The following is a 15,395-nucleotide window of genomic DNA, read 5'->3' on the forward strand; positions in this document are numbered from 1 at the left end:
AGGAGGGATCTCCTAGCATGCACAGGCTCAAAGGGCGAGCCTGCGCCGCGTTTTTGCCGCCTTCGCCGCCTAAGCGCGAGACTCGCATGAAGCTGAAAATCAACTCGATTCTTATCCTTTTCACGACAGTGATGGGAATTGGGATGGCATCCGCCCACCCCCACGTCTGGGTAGTGGTACGAAGTGAAGTGGTTTTTGCGCCCGACGGAAAAATTGCCGGCCTTCAGCACGCTTGGGAATTCGACGAAATGTATTCGGCCTATGCCGTACAGGGGCTCGGCAAGGACGGAAAATCGCCTACCCGAGAAGAACTCGCGCCGCTCGCCAAAACGAACGTCGAGTCGTTGGCGGAATTCGATTTTTTCACCTTCGCCAAGCAGAACAACGCCAAGCTCGCGTTCAAGCAGCCCGAAAACGTGACGCTTGAAGCCAACGACAAGAAGATTGTCACAATGCGCTTTTTCCTGCCGCTGGAAACCCCGGTCGCGGCCAAAAAGCCATTCTCCTTTCAAGTCTATGACCCGACATATTTCGTATCCTTTGGACTGGAGAAAAAAGATCCAGTGACGCTCTCGAGAGCGCCCTCAGGGTGCTCGCTTAGTCTCGTCGAACCCGCCCCGCTCGTGGCGACCGACAATCAAAAACTGAGTGAGGCGTTCTTTCAGAACATGTCGCCAGGCGCCGATTTCGGCGTGAAGCTGGCGACACGCGCGATCGTGGCCTGTCCGTGAGGATTGAAAAAAGGGTCTTCTGGGTCGGCGTAACTGCGGCGGCGATCGTCGCCATTGCCGCTTCATCTTCCTGGTGCGCGCCGCGCCATCCCTTTGCCGTCGGGGCGCAAGAATCCGTTGGCGCCGCAACGGGCTTCGCCGGGCTCATTTTGGCATGGCAAAGCAAGTTCCAAACCGAATTGCAAGGAGCCGTGCGGGCGCTTAAGACCGATCCTTCGGCTTTCCTCGCGCTCGCAGCGGCGAGTTTCGCTTATGGCGCATTTCATGCCGCAGGGCCGGGTCACGGCAAGGCGGTGCTTGCGTCTTATATGCTCGCCAATGAAACGGCGCTGAAGCGCGGCCTGCTGCTCGCGGCGCTCGCCGCTCTGCTGCAGGGGTTGGTCGCCATCGCCATCGTCGGCGCCGCCGCGGCGGTTTTTCGTGCGACCGCGCGTGAGATGAGCGACGCGACGCGCTTGATCGAGCTCGCAAGCTACGCCGCGGTTGCCGCGGTCGGCGCGCGTCTCGCCTGGGTGAAGGGACGCGCGCTGTCAGCTGCCCTTAGCGCGCCAGCGACCGCTTCCAAGACGCGCGGCTTTATCTGCGAGGCGATTGACGATCCGACCCATGTACATGACGAGAACTGCCGCCACGCGCCGGACCCCTCGACATTAATCGGACCGAAGTTCCGCCTCGCCGACGCCGCGGCGACTGTGGTCGCCGCCGGCCTTCGTCCTTGCTCGGGGGCCATTCTCATTCTGGCCTTCACCCTGTCGCAAGGGCTGTTCGCCGCCGGCGCCGGAGCTGTCGTCGCCATGTCGGCTGGAACGGCGATTACGACCGGAGCCCTCGCAGCGACTGCCGTCTACGCGAAGAGTGCGGCGGTGCGGCTTGGCGCAAAGGATTCGCGACGCGCGGTCATCATCGCGCGCAGCGGCGAATTCATCGCCGCAATCCTCGTCCTCGCGCTCGGCGTTACGCTGCTTCTCGGCCTCGCGCCGGCCGCCACAGGCGCCGCCTGACGCGGCTCGCGATGCAACATAATGATTGTGAGGGGAATAACCTCATTTCGTCCTAGACGCGCTATCTTGAACAGAAGCAGATAGGCGGAGTGGACGATTCGCGATGCGGATCGACGCCGACTCGCGGAGGTCCAAGGACGACAATGACCAGCGTGGAACAACGAGAGGACCCCTACGCGAGGCGGCCGTGGCTTTCTTCCTATCCCGCAGGCGTTCCGGCGGATATCGATCCGTCGTCCTATTCGACGCTCGTCGACGTTTTCAACACGAGCGTTACGGAATTCGCCGACAGAACCGCGATGGAAAGTTTCGGCGCAACGCTGACCTTCGAAGAGCTCGGCCGCGCCTCCGTCGCCGTCGCCGCCTGGCTGCAGACCCGCGGACTGAGAAAGGGCGATCGGGTCGCGATCATGTCGCCGAACGTCTTGGCATATCCCGCGATCCTCTTTGGCGTCTTGCTCGCCGGCGGCGTCGTTGTGAACGTCAATCCGCTGTATACGCCGCACGAGCTCGAACATCAGATGAATGACTCTGGCGCGCGCTTTTTGTTCGTGTTCGAAAACTTCGCGCATACAGCCGCCGCCGCGTGGCCTCAAATGAAAATTGAGCGCGCGGTCATCGTAAGGCCCGGCGATCTCATGGGGCTGCGCGGATCAATCGTCAATTTCGTCTCGCGCTGGGTCAAACGCATGGTCCCCGCCTATCGGCTGCCGGGCTGCGTCGGCTTCGCGCAGGTGTTGCAGGCGGGCGCTGAGGAGCCGTTCAAGCCGCCGCCAATCGGACCCGACGACATCGCCTTTCTGCAATATACCGGCGGCACCACTGGCGTCGCCAAGGGCGCCATGCTGCTGCATCGCAACGTCGCCGCTAATGTCGAACAGTCCTGGGCCTGGCTGAAGCCCAATCTTGCAGATAAGCCGTTGATCCTGGTGACGGCGCTGCCGCTCTATCACATCTTCGGTCTCACCGCCTGCCTGATGCTTATCATGAAGACCGGCGGTTGCTGTCTGCTCATCGCCAATCCGCGCGACATCAAGGGCCTGATCGCGACGTTAAAGAAATCGACGTTCACGTTGTTCTCCGGCGTCAACACGCTCTATGCGGCGATCGCCGATCACTCAACGGCGAAGTCGGTCGACTATTCCAATCTTATCCTTTCGATCTCCGGCGGCATGTCGACGCAGGAAGTGGTGGCGCAAAAGTGGAAGGCCTTGACCGGCAAGCCGATCGTCGAAGGCTATGGACTGACCGAGACGTCGCCGATTGTCACGATCAACAAACTAACGATACCGGAATTCACCGGCGCGATCGGCTATCCGGTGCCGTCGACGGAAGTCTCGGTGCGCTCGCCTGAAGGCGAACCGGTTCCCATCGGCGAGCGCGGCGAACTTTGTGTCAAGGGACCGCAATTGATGGCAGGCTATTGGCGCAGACCAGATGAAACCGCGAAAGCTCTGACGCCCGACGGATTTCTCAAGACTGGCGACATTGCGGTGATGGCGCCGGACGGGCTGATCAAGATCGTCGATCGGTTGAAGGACATGATCCTCGTCTCGGGCTTCAACGTCTATCCGAATGAAGTCGAATCCGTTCTGGCCGAACATCCCAAGGTGAAGGAAGTTGCGGTCATCGGCGTGCCGCATGAACATTCCGGCGAGGCGCCGATGGCCTTTGTCGTTGCGCGCGATCCGAGCCTCACGCGAGAAGAGTTGCGCGCTTTCGCGCACGAGCAGCTGACGAGCTACAAAATCCCGCGCTACTTCGAGTTTCGCGAGAGCTTGCCCAAGACAAATGTCGGAAAAATATTACGGCGCGCCCTGAAGGAAGAATTTCTGGCGCGCAAGAAAACCGTCGACGACGAGGGACGCGGCAAAAGCGTGCGCACCGCGCTCGGGCGTTAGAGCGCGGTGCGAAAAAGTGGAACCCGGTTTTTCGCATAGAGCGCGCTCTAAATTTTCAGAATCGATCGCGTTAGCTGCATTTGGGCGATTCCGCCCAAATGCAGCATGATCTAGCCGCCTCCGAAACGATCCGCCGCCTCGCCGATTGCTTCGTAAATGAGATCGAGTTCGGCCGCCTCGACGCAATAGGGCGGAAAGACATAGATCGTCTGGCCGAGCGGCCGCAGCAGCAGACCGCGCTCGTTGAAGAAGCGCATCAGATCGAGCGCGACCGTTGCAAGGTAACCGCCCTGCCCGACATTGAGATCAAGCGCCGTTATAATTCCAATCTGACGGGCGTTGGAGAAACGCGCATCATCCGCAAAGCGCGCTATGCGCGTCGCCTGCATCTCACCCAACTCCGCAACGCGCGCGGCGGGAACGCCCGTCGCCCAGACGTCGAGATTGGCAAGCGCCGCGGCGCAAGCGATCGGATTGGCGGTATAGGAGCTCGAATGAAAAAAGGCGCGGGCGCGCTCCGGCGATAAATGCGCCTCAAAAATTTCGCGCTTGCACATTGTGACGGCGAGCGGCAGCGCGCCGCCGGTCAGGCCCTTGGCGTAGCAGGCGATGTCAGGAATGACGTCCGCCTGCTCGCACGCGAAAAGCGTTCCCGTGCGGCCAAAGCCCGTCATCACTTCATCGGCGATGAACAGCGCGCCATATTGCGCGCAAATGCGCTTCATCTCCGCGAGCGTATCGGCCCCGTAAACGAGCATGCCGCCAGCGCCCAGAATGAGCGGCTCAACGAGGAAGGCTGCCGGCTTCTCGCGACAAGCGCGCTCCAAAGCGTCGAGCGTCTCCTGCTCGCGTCCGCGCGACGGGAAGGGAATGCGCGACACCTCATAGAGCAGCGGCTCGTAAGGCGCATTGAAGGGCGAGCGCGCGCCGGCCGACATCGCGCCAATCGTATCGCCGTGATAGCCGTGCTCGAGCGCAACGATGCGCGTGCGCAGTTCGCCGCGATTACGCCAGAAGCCGAGCGCCATCTTGATGGCCACTTCGACGCAAGTCGAGCCGCTGTCGGAATAAAAGACATAGTCGAGGCCGCGCGGCGTCAGCGTGACGAGACGCCGCGCGAGCGCTTCCGCCGGCTCATGAGTGAACCCCGCGAAAATGATCTGATCGAGCCGTTCGGTTTCTTCGCGGATGGCCTGCATGATCGCCGGATGGCGATGGCCATGGGTGATCACCCACCAGGACGAAATGGCGTCGAGAAAGCGCTTGCCGTCTTCGGCTTCGAGCCAGGCGCCTTGGGCGCGCGCGATCTTGAAGGCGCCGGGCTGCAGCGCGTGCTGCGTGAAGGGCCGCCAGATTGGAGAGTCGGTGACGAAGCTCACGCGCCGCTCCCGAAGGCGTCGCGCGCGATTGCGGCGTTGAACGCCGCAATGAGCGTTTTCTGATTCAAAGGATCGAGTCTAGGGAGACGGCCGAGAATGCGCGCGCCGCCGATCGTCTCGATAGCGCGCTGAGCGCCAGCGTCGGCGTCACCGACGAAAATGATTCCCTTTATCGGGATGCCGCGTCTGCGCAGCGCTTCGAGCGTCAGCAGGCTGTGATTGATTGTGCCGAGGCTCGTGCGTGCGACGAGAATGACGGGCATACGCCACCGTTCGAGCACATCGATCGTCAGCGCGCGATCGCTGAGCGGCGTCATCGCGCCACCCGCCGTTTCTATCACGAGAAGATCGTCGCACGACGGCGGGTTCAGCGCCGCGGCGTCGATTTCGACGCCTTCGTCACGTGCGGCGAGATGCGGCGAAGCGGCTCGACATAGCCGCCATGCCTCGGGGAGGATATGGTCGCCCGGCGCGCCGGAAAGGCGCGCGACGGTCTGCGAGTCCGTCTCGCCATCGAGGCCCGCCTGCACCGGCTTCCAGTAATAGGCGTTGAGCGCGCCGACGATCGCGGCGGAGACGATGGTCTTGCCGACGCCCGTATCCGTTCCGACGATTACGAATCGGCGGTTCATGGTTCGAGCCTCGCGAGCTCTTCGCCGAGATGCGCGATCATGCGCGCAACCTCTTCTTTGCTCGTATTGAGCGTCAACGCGATGCGCAACCGGGCGGAACCATCCGGCACTGTTGGCGGGCGAATGGCGCGAATATCATAGCCACGCGCCTGCATGCGTGACGCAAGATATGTGGCGCGAACGTCCGAACCGACGATAATCGGCTGAATTTGGCTTCCCGAAGATTCGAGCGCGCAAAGACGCCGCAGCTCTGCGCCCGCGAAGTCGATGCGGGATATAAGCTCAGCGCGCCGATCGTCACCCGCCTCGATGATTTTGAGCGCCGCGCGCACGCAAGCGGCCAGGACGGGCGATGGCGCCGTCGCGAAGATGAACGGCCGGCAGCGGTTGATCATGAAGTCGCGCAAGACGCGCGGCAGACAGAGCAGACCGCCCGCGACTCCCATCGCCTTGCCGCAGGTGTGCAAGGTGATGACGTTGTCATTGCCTTCAAAGCTCGCTGCGAGTCCACGGCCGCCGGGACCATAAACGCCTGTGGCATGCGCTTCATCGATCAGCAGAAAGGCATCGTTTTTCGTGGCAAGCGCGAACAGATCGTCGAGCGGCGCCTTATCGCCATCCATGCTGTAAAGGCTCTCGACCACGATCCACGCTTTTCCGCGTCCGCCTTTCTCGCGCCAGGCGCGGATCGCCTCATCCGCCGCGCTAACGTCATTATGCGGAAACTTCGCATTCTGCGCGCGCGCCAATCGCATGCCCTCATGAGCGCTGGCATGGGCGAGAGCGTCATAGAGAATGAGATCTTCGCGCTGAGGCGCGGTAGAGAGCAGCGCCTCATTAGCCGTAAAGCCAGCGCTAAAGTAGAGCGCGCTTTCCGCGCCAAAGAATCGCGCCGCGTCCTCTTCCAACGCTTCATGCTCCGGATGATTGCCGCGCAAAAGCCTGGAGCCGCCGGCGCCTACAGGAATGCCGCGCGCAAGCGCAGCGCTCATTGCCGCCGCCAGCTCCGGCGACTCAGCCAACGCCAGATAATCGTTAGAAGCGAAATCGAGTCCCACACGCGGCGCGAGCGCGCGTAACCTGCCACGCGCCGCGAGGGTTGCGAGATCTCGCGCGTAGCGCTCCAGCATGGATGGCCGATTTTGGATCAGGAGAACCTCTCCCAGGCCGCCTGTCGGGATACTCCCAGGGCCTTGCCGATCGCGGTCCAACTGACCTCACGTTTGCGAAGCGCCGCGACTTGCGCGTGGATGAGAGAATGCAAAGCCGCGACGCTGGCCTCGCTCGCTTTGATCGAAGAAAGGAGCTGCTCGTCAGAAAGACCGTCCCAGCTTTTGAACGGCGACGGCGCAGCGTCGAGTATTTTATTGCAGACGCCGACGCAATCTTCGCAAATGTAGCCGCCGGCTGCGCCGCCGATGAGCCGCGAGACCTGAGTCTCCGATTTCTTACAAAACGAGCAGCGCAGTTTACGTTTGGGCAGGGCCAGCATCGCAGATCCCCTCTTGTCAAGGTAGACCTGACATGAGAAACCATGATTGTCAAGTGTGCCTTGACATTCCGGCGCTTGAATATGACACGCTAAAGCGCGATTTACAGAGTGTCGTTTCCTCCGGAGCAGCCGCAATGAATGCGCCGATGAGCGCCCATGCGCCTTCCCGCTATCCCTGGCCCCCGATCCTAATGGCGCTGACGCTCGCTGCCGGGCTTGCGCTCGACGCCGCGACGCGGGCTTCGCTCATCGATCGCGCTTCTTCCTCTCTGCCGCAGGTCGCCGGGGTAGCCATCGTCGTCCTGGCGATCGCCAATGATGTCTGGTGCTTTCGCATTCTCTCACGCCATCAAACAACGATCCTGCCACATCGCGCCGCGTCCTATCTCGTGACCGAGGGGCCCTTCCGCTTTTCGCGCAATCCGATCTATGTGTCTCACGTCGCACTGATTTTCGGACTGGGGCTATTCCTTGGCTCGCCGTTTACGCTGTTGTTGACGCCCGTTCTGGCTTTTGGCCTGACAAAGCTCGCCATTGAGCCCGAAGAACGGCATCTTCTTGAGAAATTTGGCGGCGACTATCGGTCCTATATGGCGCGCACCCGGCGGTGGCTCTAAACTGCGCGGCGCGGAAAGAGGCGGCAAAAAAAATGGACGCGACGGCGGCGGGCGAGCGCATCGACTTCACCGTGCGAGGCATGACTTGCGCCTCCTGCGTATCGCATGTCGAGAAGGTCCTTGCGCACACGCCCGGCGTGAAATCGGCGCATGTGAATCTCGCCACTGAAAGGGCGGAAGTTTCGCTCGCGCCGGACACAAATCTTACGCAGCTCGTCAAATCCGTCTCCGATGCCGGCTATGAGCCGGTCGTCGAGACGATAGAGATGGGCGTCGGCGGCATGACCTGCGCCTCCTGTGTCGCTCATGTCGAGAAGGCCCTGAGCGCCGTTCCGGGCGTCATCGAGGCGAAAGTCAATCTCGCGACCGAACGCGCATCCGTGCGTGCGCTCGCCGGCCCCGGCCTGACAGATCGCCTGCGCCGCGCCATTTCGCAAGCGGGCTATGAACCTCGACAGATCGAGACCGATTCAGGCGGCGCGGATCGCGAGCGGGCCCGGCGGGAAGAGGAAATGCGCGCGCTGCGCTTCCGACTCATCGTCGCCGCCATTCTAACGGCGCCGATCTTCGTCGTTGAAATGGGCGGCCATCTCATTCCAGCGGTTCATCACTGGGCGATGACCACAATCGGCGAGGCCAGGATCCGCGAGATTTCCTTCCTGCTCGCCAGCGTCGTGCTGTTCGGCCCCGGTCTCGTGTTCTTCCTCAAGGGGATTCCGTCGCTGTTGCGACGGCAGCCTGACATGAATGCGCTCGTCGCGACGGGCACGCTCAGCGCCTATCTCTATTCGGTCGTCGCGACTTTTGCGCCTAGCGCGCTGCCGGCGGGATCGGTGCATGTCTATTACGAAGCGGCCGTCGTCATCGTCACTTTGATCCTCTTTGGCCGCTATCTCGAGGCGCGCGCCAAGGGCCGCACATCGGAGGCGATCCGCGCCTTGGCGCGGCTGCAGCCAAAGACCGCGCGCGTCGAACGCGACGGCGCGACAGTAGATGTCGATATCGATGAGGTTCGCGTCGGCGATATCGTTCTGGTTCGGCCGGGCGAGCGTGTCCCCACAGATGGCGTGGTCACGCAGGGCGCGTCCCACGTCGACGAGTCGATGGTCACTGGCGAACCGGCGCCCGTCGCAAAAAGGCCTGGCGCCGCCGTCACGGGGGCGACCGTCAACGGCTCCGGCGCGTTCTCGTTTCGCGCGACCCGCGTCGGCGCGGATACGACGCTCGCCGGCATCATCCGCATGGTCGAGCAGGCGCAAGGGGCGAAGCTCCCGATTCAGGCGATGGTGGATCGCGTCACGGCAGTTTTCGTTCCCGCTGTCTTCGCCGTCGCGACGCTGACCTTCGTTATCTGGATGCTGATTGGACCAGAGCCGCGCCTCACCTATGCGCTGGTCAACGCGGTCGCCGTGCTCATCATCGCCTGCCCCTGCGCCATGGGTCTGGCGACGCCGGCGGCGATCATGACCGGCACCGGCCGCGCGGCGGAGCTCGGCGTGCTGTTCCGCAAGGGCGAGGCGCTGCAGACACTGCGGGACGTCACTCTCATCGCCTTCGACAAAACCGGCACGCTCACCCATGGCAAGCCGCGCCTCACCGATCTCGTCGTGACACGGGGCAAGAAGGAAACGGACATTCTGTGTCTCGCGGCGAGCGTCGAAGCGCAGTCGGAACACCCCGTTGGCGCTGCGCTGGTCGCCGCCGCCAGGGCCGCTGACCTCGCACTTTCGCCCTGCGCCGACTTTAAGTCAGTCGCCGGCATGGGCGTCACCGGAACCGTTGACCGCAAGAGCATCGCCGTCGGCGCCGAGCGCTTCATGGCGTCGCTCGGCGTCGACGCGGCGCCCTTCGCCCAGGACGCCCAGAGGCTCGCCGAGGACGGCAAGACGCCGCTGTATGTCGCGGTCGATGGGAAACTCGCCGCCATTCTCTCCGTCGCCGACGATCTGAAGCCGACGAGCCGTGCGGCGATCGACGCAATTCATTCGATCGGCGTGAATACGGCGATGATCACCGGCGACGACGAGCGCACCGCTAGAGCGATCGCCCGAAGGCTCGGAATCGACGAGGTGATCGCCGGCGTTCTCCCCGATGGAAAAGTCGCCACGCTCGAGCGCCTGCGAGAAGCAAATAAGATCGCCTTCGTCGGCGACGGCGTGAACGACGCGCCGGCGCTCGCCGCCGCCGACGCCGGCATCGCCATCGGCACGGGAACCGACATTGCGATCGAAGCCGCCGACGTCGTGTTGATGTCGGGCGATCTCGCGAAGGTTCCGGCGGCGCTCGCCATCTCGCGGGCGACGATGCGCAACATTAAACAGAATCTGTTCTGGGCTTTCGGCTATAACGTGCTGCTCATCCCCGTCGCAGCGGGCGTTCTTTATCCGGTCAACGGCATGTTGCTTTCGCCGATGTTCGGCGCTGCGGCCATGGCGCTGTCGAGCGTTTTTGTGCTTACCAATGCCTTGCGCCTACGCCGCTTTGAGCCGCCAGCGGTCATTGCGTCCGCGGAGACAGCCGGTCAGGCGCGGATGATCGAAACTGAAGCGGCGGATAAAGAAATCAAGGAGGAAGCGATGACGACATTTAACGTGCAAGACATGACCTGCAATATGTGCGTGAAACATGTCACCAAGGCCGTGCAAGCGGTCGAGCCGAACGCCGACGTCAAAGTCGATCTCGCTGCCGGCAAGGTCGATGTGACTCCGGCGCCGAAGGACGCGCAGGCGCTCGCCAAGGCGATTACCGAAGCGGGCTATCCCGCTCAGGTCGCCGCGTGAGACGGCCCTGCATTTCGGTGACGAATGATTGCGAGCGCGCCATGACAAAAGCGTCATGACAGACTCCACGACGCGCTCGCTCGCCGGCAAAACGCTCTTCATCACCGGCGCGAGCCGCGGCATCGGCCTCGCCATCGCGCTGCGCGCGGCGCGCGACGGCGCCAACATCGTCGTCGCGGCGAAGAGCGTGACGGAAAATCCAAAAATTCCGGGCACCATCTACACTGCCGCAGCCGAGATCGAAGCGGCGGGCGGTCAGGCGCTCGCCGTGCCGTGCGACATTCGCTTCGAAGATCAGGTCGAAGCGGCGGTTCATCAGGCCGTGTCCTGCTTTGGCGGGATCGATATTCTTATCAACAACGCCAGCGCCATTGATCTGCGCAGCATCGGCGCGCTTGAGATGAAGCGCTTCGATCTGATGCAGCAGATCAATGCGCGTGGGACTTATCTTGGCTGCAAGGCGGCGCTGCCGCATCTGCGGAAATCCGCCAACCCGCATATTCTGACGCTATCGCCGCCGATCGATTTGAACCCGAAGTGGTTCTCTCCGAACCTCGCTTATACAATGTCGAAATATGGAATGAGCCTCGTAACTCTTGGTCTCGCAAGGGATCTCATGTCCACCGGCGTCGCAGCGAATTCATTGTGGCCCGAGACTGCGATCGCGACCGCCGCCGTCAGCAATCTTCTCGGCGGCGACGAATTGCTGCGCCATTCACGAAAGCCTGAGATCGTCGCCGACGCCGCGCACGCCATCCTAGTTCGACCCGCAAAGAGCTGCAGCGGCAATTTCTTTATAGATGTGCAGGTTTTGGCGGAAGAAGGCATGACGGACTTTTCGACTTACGCCGTCGACCCAAGAGTCGACGCAGCGCTCGACTTTTTCCTCGACGAGCCGATTACCCCCGGAGTGATGAAAACGGCGTTTCACATCGAGAAATAGCTAAGCGAGCGCGGCGGCTCCCGAGGCGATCGTATAGGCGCCGATGACGGCGACGATTGCGCCGGAAAAATAGGGCGCGCGCGCCGCAAAGGCCTCGAACGCCGGCCAGCGCGAGGCGGCGTGACGCAGGCCGAGCGCCGCTGCGACACCGACCAGCACGAGAGTCAGCGCCAGACCGACGCTGAAGCACAGCACGAGCAGCGCGCCCAGTCCGATGCGTCCGACCTGCAGACACAGAAGGAGCACGGTGATCGAAGCCGGACAGGGAATGAGGCCGCCTGTCAGGCCGAAAAGAATGATCTGGCCCGTTGTCACCCGACGATTGGCGAAGCGACGTTCGATATCCAGCGCGTGTTCGCGCTCATGCGCATCGGCGTAGACGGTCGGATCGACGTCTAGAAGTTCGCTTTCGAATTGCTCTTCCTGGTGACTGTGCGGAATTCCGGCGTCATGCGCGTGAACATGCGCGCCGGCATGCGTGTGGCCGATCGCCAAACGAGCGCCGCCGCCGCCGACTTCTCGCGCCTGTGTGGTTTGGCCCTTAGAGACGGCGATGTCGCGCCAGCTTCGCCAAATCATCCAGAGAGCGACGAGGAGGATCAGAGCGCCAGAAACGATCTGCAGATAAGGCTCATTCGCCTCGACGTTGAGTTGCGCGCCGAAATAGAGTCCCGCGAGCGCGATCGCCCAGACAATGGCCGTATGGGAAAGCGTCGCCGCGACGCCGAGCAACACCGCTTGCGCCACAGTGCCGCGGACAGCAACGATGAACGCCGCCATCATCGTCTTAGAGTGGCCGGGTTCGAGCCCGTGCAATGCGCCCAACGCCACTGCGCTCGGCGCAAAAATCCAGGCGTTCGCCGCGCCGGCGCGGAAGACTTCAGAAAGGTCGGACATCGAGGCGGCGCGGGCTCCTCAGGCGCTGTATCGAAGCCATGAGAGATTGGGAGACCGGCTTTGCGGCGTCGAGGGCTTGGCCGGCCTCCGGTGAGCCTTGCCCCGTTAATTTTATAGTGAGCGCCGCGCGACGAAACAAGCAATAGAGATAGAGCAAGCCAAAGTCGCCGCGTGGAGAGGGAAGCGGGACGCAAGAAAAGCGTTTCAACCCGAGATGATTCATCGCGCCGAGGTCTCGCCGGACGCCATCGACAAACGCTTCATATCGTTTCGGCAAAACAAAACCCCCGGCTTTAAGGGCCGGGGGCATTTGTTTTTGGTTTCGTCAGTATCGCTTAGGGCATATCGCCGGCGACGAACTTCGGAATGACCGGACCGCCGATTTCGGCCGCGAAGCGGCGTCCCGACGGCGAGAAGAACATCAGCAGGCCGCCGATCTGGCTGTCGGTGTCGTAAGCCAGGTCAGACAGACGCTCGATGTCCCAACGCGCGTCCTGCACCTTCACGGCGATTTCCTTGGTCTCGCCCGGCGCGATCGGCGTCGGGTCCGTCGACAGACCGCGGTCGGCCAACAGATAGTCCGGGAAGTCGGGCTTCGTCGTGAACACGTCAGGGTTCAGGAAGCGCAGGCCGGCCGTGGTGTATTCGCCAAGGCGCAGCGGCTCAGAGCTCGAGTTCGTGACCTTGACGTTGATCGTCAGCTCACGCCCAGGAACCTTGTAGACGCCGCCGTTGAGCTCGGCCGACACGCGCTCCTTGCCGACGCCCGCCGTGCCGTCAGTCACGATCGGCGTCAGAGGCTTCTGCAAGCCCGCCTGAAGCGGGATCGTGCGCGGGAAGGTCGAGTTCGTCACGGCGTAGCCGACGATCGTCGCGAGGATCGTCAGAGCCAGGACGATCGCGCCAATGCGCTTGTCCTCATCCGTCACCTGATCGTCGATCTTGCCCGTGGCGACGCGCAGATAAGAGGCGATGATGCCCTTACGCACGAACCAGAACAGGATCCACGCCGCGCCAACCGCAAGCCACGGCAGATGCCACGCATAAACGCGGCTGATGCCATAGGTCTCGAGGTCGACCGTCGAGCCGTCAAGCAACGTCACCGGATCGGTGAAGTCCTTCATGTCGCCCTTGATCTCGATCCACTGGCCGGGGCCGATGATCGGACCGCCGCCCTCGACGTTGATCTGCGCATGAACGTGCCAACGGCCCGCGCGACGGCCGCGCAGGTTGATCGAGAAGGCGTAGTCGTTGCCAGGAACAAGCGACACCGAACGCGGCGCAAACTGCTCGCCGATGAACTGCGCCGTGCGCACCAGAACCGGACCGGGCTCGCCGGCGTTCAGGAACGACACGCGCGGATTGGCGACCGCCTGCGGCCAGGCCGAGAACACATGGATCTTGCCCTGCAGCACCATCTCTTCATTGACGTTCACCGTCGTCTTTGACCACGAAACGTCATACCAGTTCAGCGTGCGCATCCGCAGAAACGCCTGCTGAGACTTCTCGCCGTGCGCCGACGCAGGAGCGACAGCTCCAAGGGTCGCCGCCACAGCCGCCGCCGCGCCAATCGCAGCGAGCTTGACGAAGTTTTTCATCGATAAACCTCCCAGGTTCCTCTTCCCGGCCGCCGCCTCGCGCGCCAACCGGACTTGCTTCTCTCGCAGCGGACTTGAAAGACTTCCTCTTAAAGCTCCCAAAGCCCGCCGCTCTTCTTTCCTTGCAAACTTCCTTGCAGAGCCGCCGCGGCGCAGCCTTAGCGCCGCAGCAAGCGACGATCGCTTAAATCGTGTCGATGACCTTGGTCGTCGAATACCAACGACCCATGAACCACCACAGGAAGTAAACCATCATCGAGACGAAGCCCGAGAAGAACGCCGCAACCGGCACAACGTCCTTACCGAAGGTGCGCAGCGTGCCGCGCTCGACCATGCGGATATATTCCGGCATCGAGGTGCGGACGAAGTGGAAGCCGATCAGATCCGCAAGCGTCATCAGCTGCCCATGCTGCTCGGTCGCCTGGTGGAACGCCGCAATCGCCGGCCAGTTGTTCGGGTAGAACAACAGACCCCAGCCCAGCGAACCAACAATCGCCGTGATCACATAGGAGCCCGACAGAAGCAGGATCACGTCAAGCCAGATCGCCGGAACGATCAGAGCCGACGGGAACACAAGGCTGATCGGGAAGTAGGTCCAGCCCCAGAAGTTGACGTAGCGGTTGATCCACTCGCCAATCAAAAGGCCAAGAGCCGCGAACACCGCGCCAAACGGCAGACGGAAGTTCACCCACCAGAACGCCTGCGACGCCGCGCAGAAGGTCACGCCAAGAATCGGCACGACCGTCGGCCACATACGACGATCCTTCCAGTCAACCCAGAAGTCCCAGTCGCCCGCCGTCAGCATGAAGTGGACGTGATAGCCGCCAAGAACGGCGAAGAACAGAAGAACAAGAAGCATCCAGTCGACCGTCTGGACGCAACCCGCCGCCTCGGCGACGGAGTTGAACGGACCGACCGCCCCCCCGCTTTTCGATTGTGACATCACTCTTCTCCTTGGTGTTTTCTCGAACCTTGAGTAAAGCCCGAGCTCTTTCCTTAAAGCTCCGGCCCTTTCCCGGCCGGCGCCCGGACGGCGGATCTCCCCCGCCGTCCGCATCGCTTTTAAAAAGCCCTTCGCGCCCGATGGTCTTTAAGAGCCAGAAAGCTCGTTTTAAGACCGCAACCAGAGAACCCAGTCGCCAAAGCGACAGGCAAGCTCTTAAGTTTCGCGAAAAGCTTGAGAGCCAAACGCCGCCCGCATCACGCGGGCGGCGCCAAGTCTCGATTACTCGGTCAGGAGGGCGACGCCTTCCTTGCCGATCAGGCGCTGAACGTTCATCAGCAGCTGAAGCACGACGCCAAACACGCCGAGCGCCATCCAGCCGAAGAACACGAAGCCCCAATGCAGCGGCGCAACGAACAGCTCTTCCATGAACCAGAACGTGTGGCCCCACTCATTCAGGCCAACGTTCGGGATGATCATG

The 15,395-nt window shown here is 62.3% G+C and carries 14 protein-coding genes; 6 read left to right on the top strand and 8 right to left on the bottom strand.

Translation table 11 applies throughout. The features are described 5' to 3' along the window. Nucleotides 1-17 precede the first annotated feature (17 nt). The 3 genes from FEV16_RS06595 to FEV16_RS06605 all read left to right on the top strand — a co-directional run bounded on the left by FEV16_RS06595 (nt 18) and on the right by FEV16_RS06605 (nt 3,633). Complete coding sequence (locus FEV16_RS06595) at nt 18-731, top strand: DUF1007 family protein (RefSeq protein ID WP_138166839.1); 714 nt, start codon at nt 18-20, stop codon at nt 729-731. Continuing rightward, nucleotides 728-1,732, top strand: coding sequence for a high frequency lysogenization protein HflD (locus FEV16_RS06600; protein WP_138166840.1), 1,005 nt, complete (start codon nt 728-730; stop codon nt 1,730-1,732). The genes FEV16_RS06595 and FEV16_RS06600 overlap by 4 nt, the downstream gene beginning before the upstream one ends. Nucleotides 1,733-1,875: 143 nt before the next feature. Next, nucleotides 1,876-3,633, top strand: a complete 1,758-nt coding sequence (locus tag FEV16_RS06605) for an AMP-binding protein (RefSeq protein WP_138166841.1) — start codon at nt 1,876-1,878, stop codon at nt 3,631-3,633. Between the two features lie 110 nt (nt 3,634-3,743). Here FEV16_RS06605 and FEV16_RS06610 read toward each other — a convergent pair whose 3' ends face one another. The 4 genes from FEV16_RS06610 to FEV16_RS06625 are packed head-to-tail and all read right to left on the bottom strand — an operon-like array spanning nt 3,744 to nt 7,136. Then, entirely contained in the window at nt 3,744-5,012 is a 1,269-nt protein-coding gene (locus FEV16_RS06610; RefSeq protein WP_138166842.1) for an adenosylmethionine--8-amino-7-oxononanoate transaminase, read from the bottom strand. Beyond that, on the bottom strand, nt 5,009-5,644 hold the full coding sequence (bioD, locus tag FEV16_RS06615; protein ID WP_138166843.1) for a dethiobiotin synthase: 636 nt from the start codon (nt 5,642-5,644) through the stop codon (nt 5,009-5,011). Before bioD ends, FEV16_RS06610 begins: the two co-directional genes overlap by 4 nt. After that, on the bottom strand, nt 5,641-6,774 hold the full coding sequence (locus tag FEV16_RS06620; protein ID WP_138166844.1) for an 8-amino-7-oxononanoate synthase: 1,134 nt from the start codon (nt 6,772-6,774) through the stop codon (nt 5,641-5,643). Before FEV16_RS06620 ends, bioD begins: the two co-directional genes overlap by 4 nt. 17 nt (nt 6,775-6,791) lie before the next feature. Beyond that, a complete protein-coding gene (locus FEV16_RS06625; protein ID WP_138166845.1) occupies nt 6,792-7,136 on the bottom strand; it encodes a ClpX C4-type zinc finger protein in 345 nt (114 codons plus the stop codon). Nucleotides 7,137-7,270: 134 nt separating this feature from the next. On the opposite strand from FEV16_RS06625, the gene FEV16_RS06630 reads away from it, so the two are divergent. From FEV16_RS06630 to FEV16_RS06640, 3 genes are read left to right on the top strand one after another with little or no spacing between them, the layout of a single operon-like run. Beyond that, nucleotides 7,271-7,753 carry an isoprenylcysteine carboxylmethyltransferase family protein gene (locus FEV16_RS06630; RefSeq protein ID WP_138166846.1) on the top strand — a complete coding sequence of 161 codons (483 nt, stop codon included), beginning with the start codon at nt 7,271-7,273 and terminating at the stop codon, nt 7,751-7,753. Nucleotides 7,754-7,785: 32 nt separating this feature from the next. After that, nucleotides 7,786-10,533, top strand: a complete 2,748-nt coding sequence (locus FEV16_RS06635; RefSeq protein WP_138166847.1) for a heavy metal translocating P-type ATPase — start codon at nt 7,786-7,788, stop codon at nt 10,531-10,533. Nucleotides 10,534-10,588: 55 nt separating this feature from the next. Next, the gene (locus FEV16_RS06640; RefSeq protein ID WP_138166848.1) at nt 10,589-11,476 is read left to right on the top strand and encodes an NAD(P)-dependent oxidoreductase; all 888 of its coding nucleotides are present in this window, start codon (nt 10,589-10,591) and stop codon (nt 11,474-11,476) included. On the opposite strand, the gene FEV16_RS06645 is transcribed toward FEV16_RS06640, so the two are convergent. The 4 genes from FEV16_RS06645 to FEV16_RS06660 all read right to left on the bottom strand — a co-directional run. After that, nucleotides 11,477-12,373 carry a nickel/cobalt efflux transporter gene (locus FEV16_RS06645; protein WP_138166849.1) on the bottom strand — a complete coding sequence of 299 codons (897 nt, stop codon included), beginning with the start codon at nt 12,371-12,373 and terminating at the stop codon, nt 11,477-11,479. A gap of 335 nt (nt 12,374-12,708) precedes the next feature. Beyond that, nucleotides 12,709-13,971 (bottom strand): bacterial ammonia monooxygenase, subunit AmoB, encoded by a 1,263-nt coding sequence (amoB, locus tag FEV16_RS06650; protein ID WP_138166850.1) that lies wholly within the window; start codon nt 13,969-13,971, stop codon nt 12,709-12,711. Between the two features lie 184 nt (nt 13,972-14,155). Beyond that, nucleotides 14,156-14,914 carry a bacterial ammonia monooxygenase, subunit AmoA gene (gene amoA, locus FEV16_RS06655; protein ID WP_138166851.1) on the bottom strand — a complete coding sequence of 253 codons (759 nt, stop codon included), beginning with the start codon at nt 14,912-14,914 and terminating at the stop codon, nt 14,156-14,158. A gap of 282 nt (nt 14,915-15,196) precedes the next feature. Further along, nucleotides 15,197-15,395: methane monooxygenase/ammonia monooxygenase subunit C (locus FEV16_RS06660; protein ID WP_246657204.1), on the bottom strand; the 199-nt coding region annotated here is incomplete at its 5' end.

The organism is Methylocystis sp. B8 (assembly GCF_005771425.1).
GTDB lineage: Bacteria > Pseudomonadota > Alphaproteobacteria > Rhizobiales > Beijerinckiaceae > Methylocystis.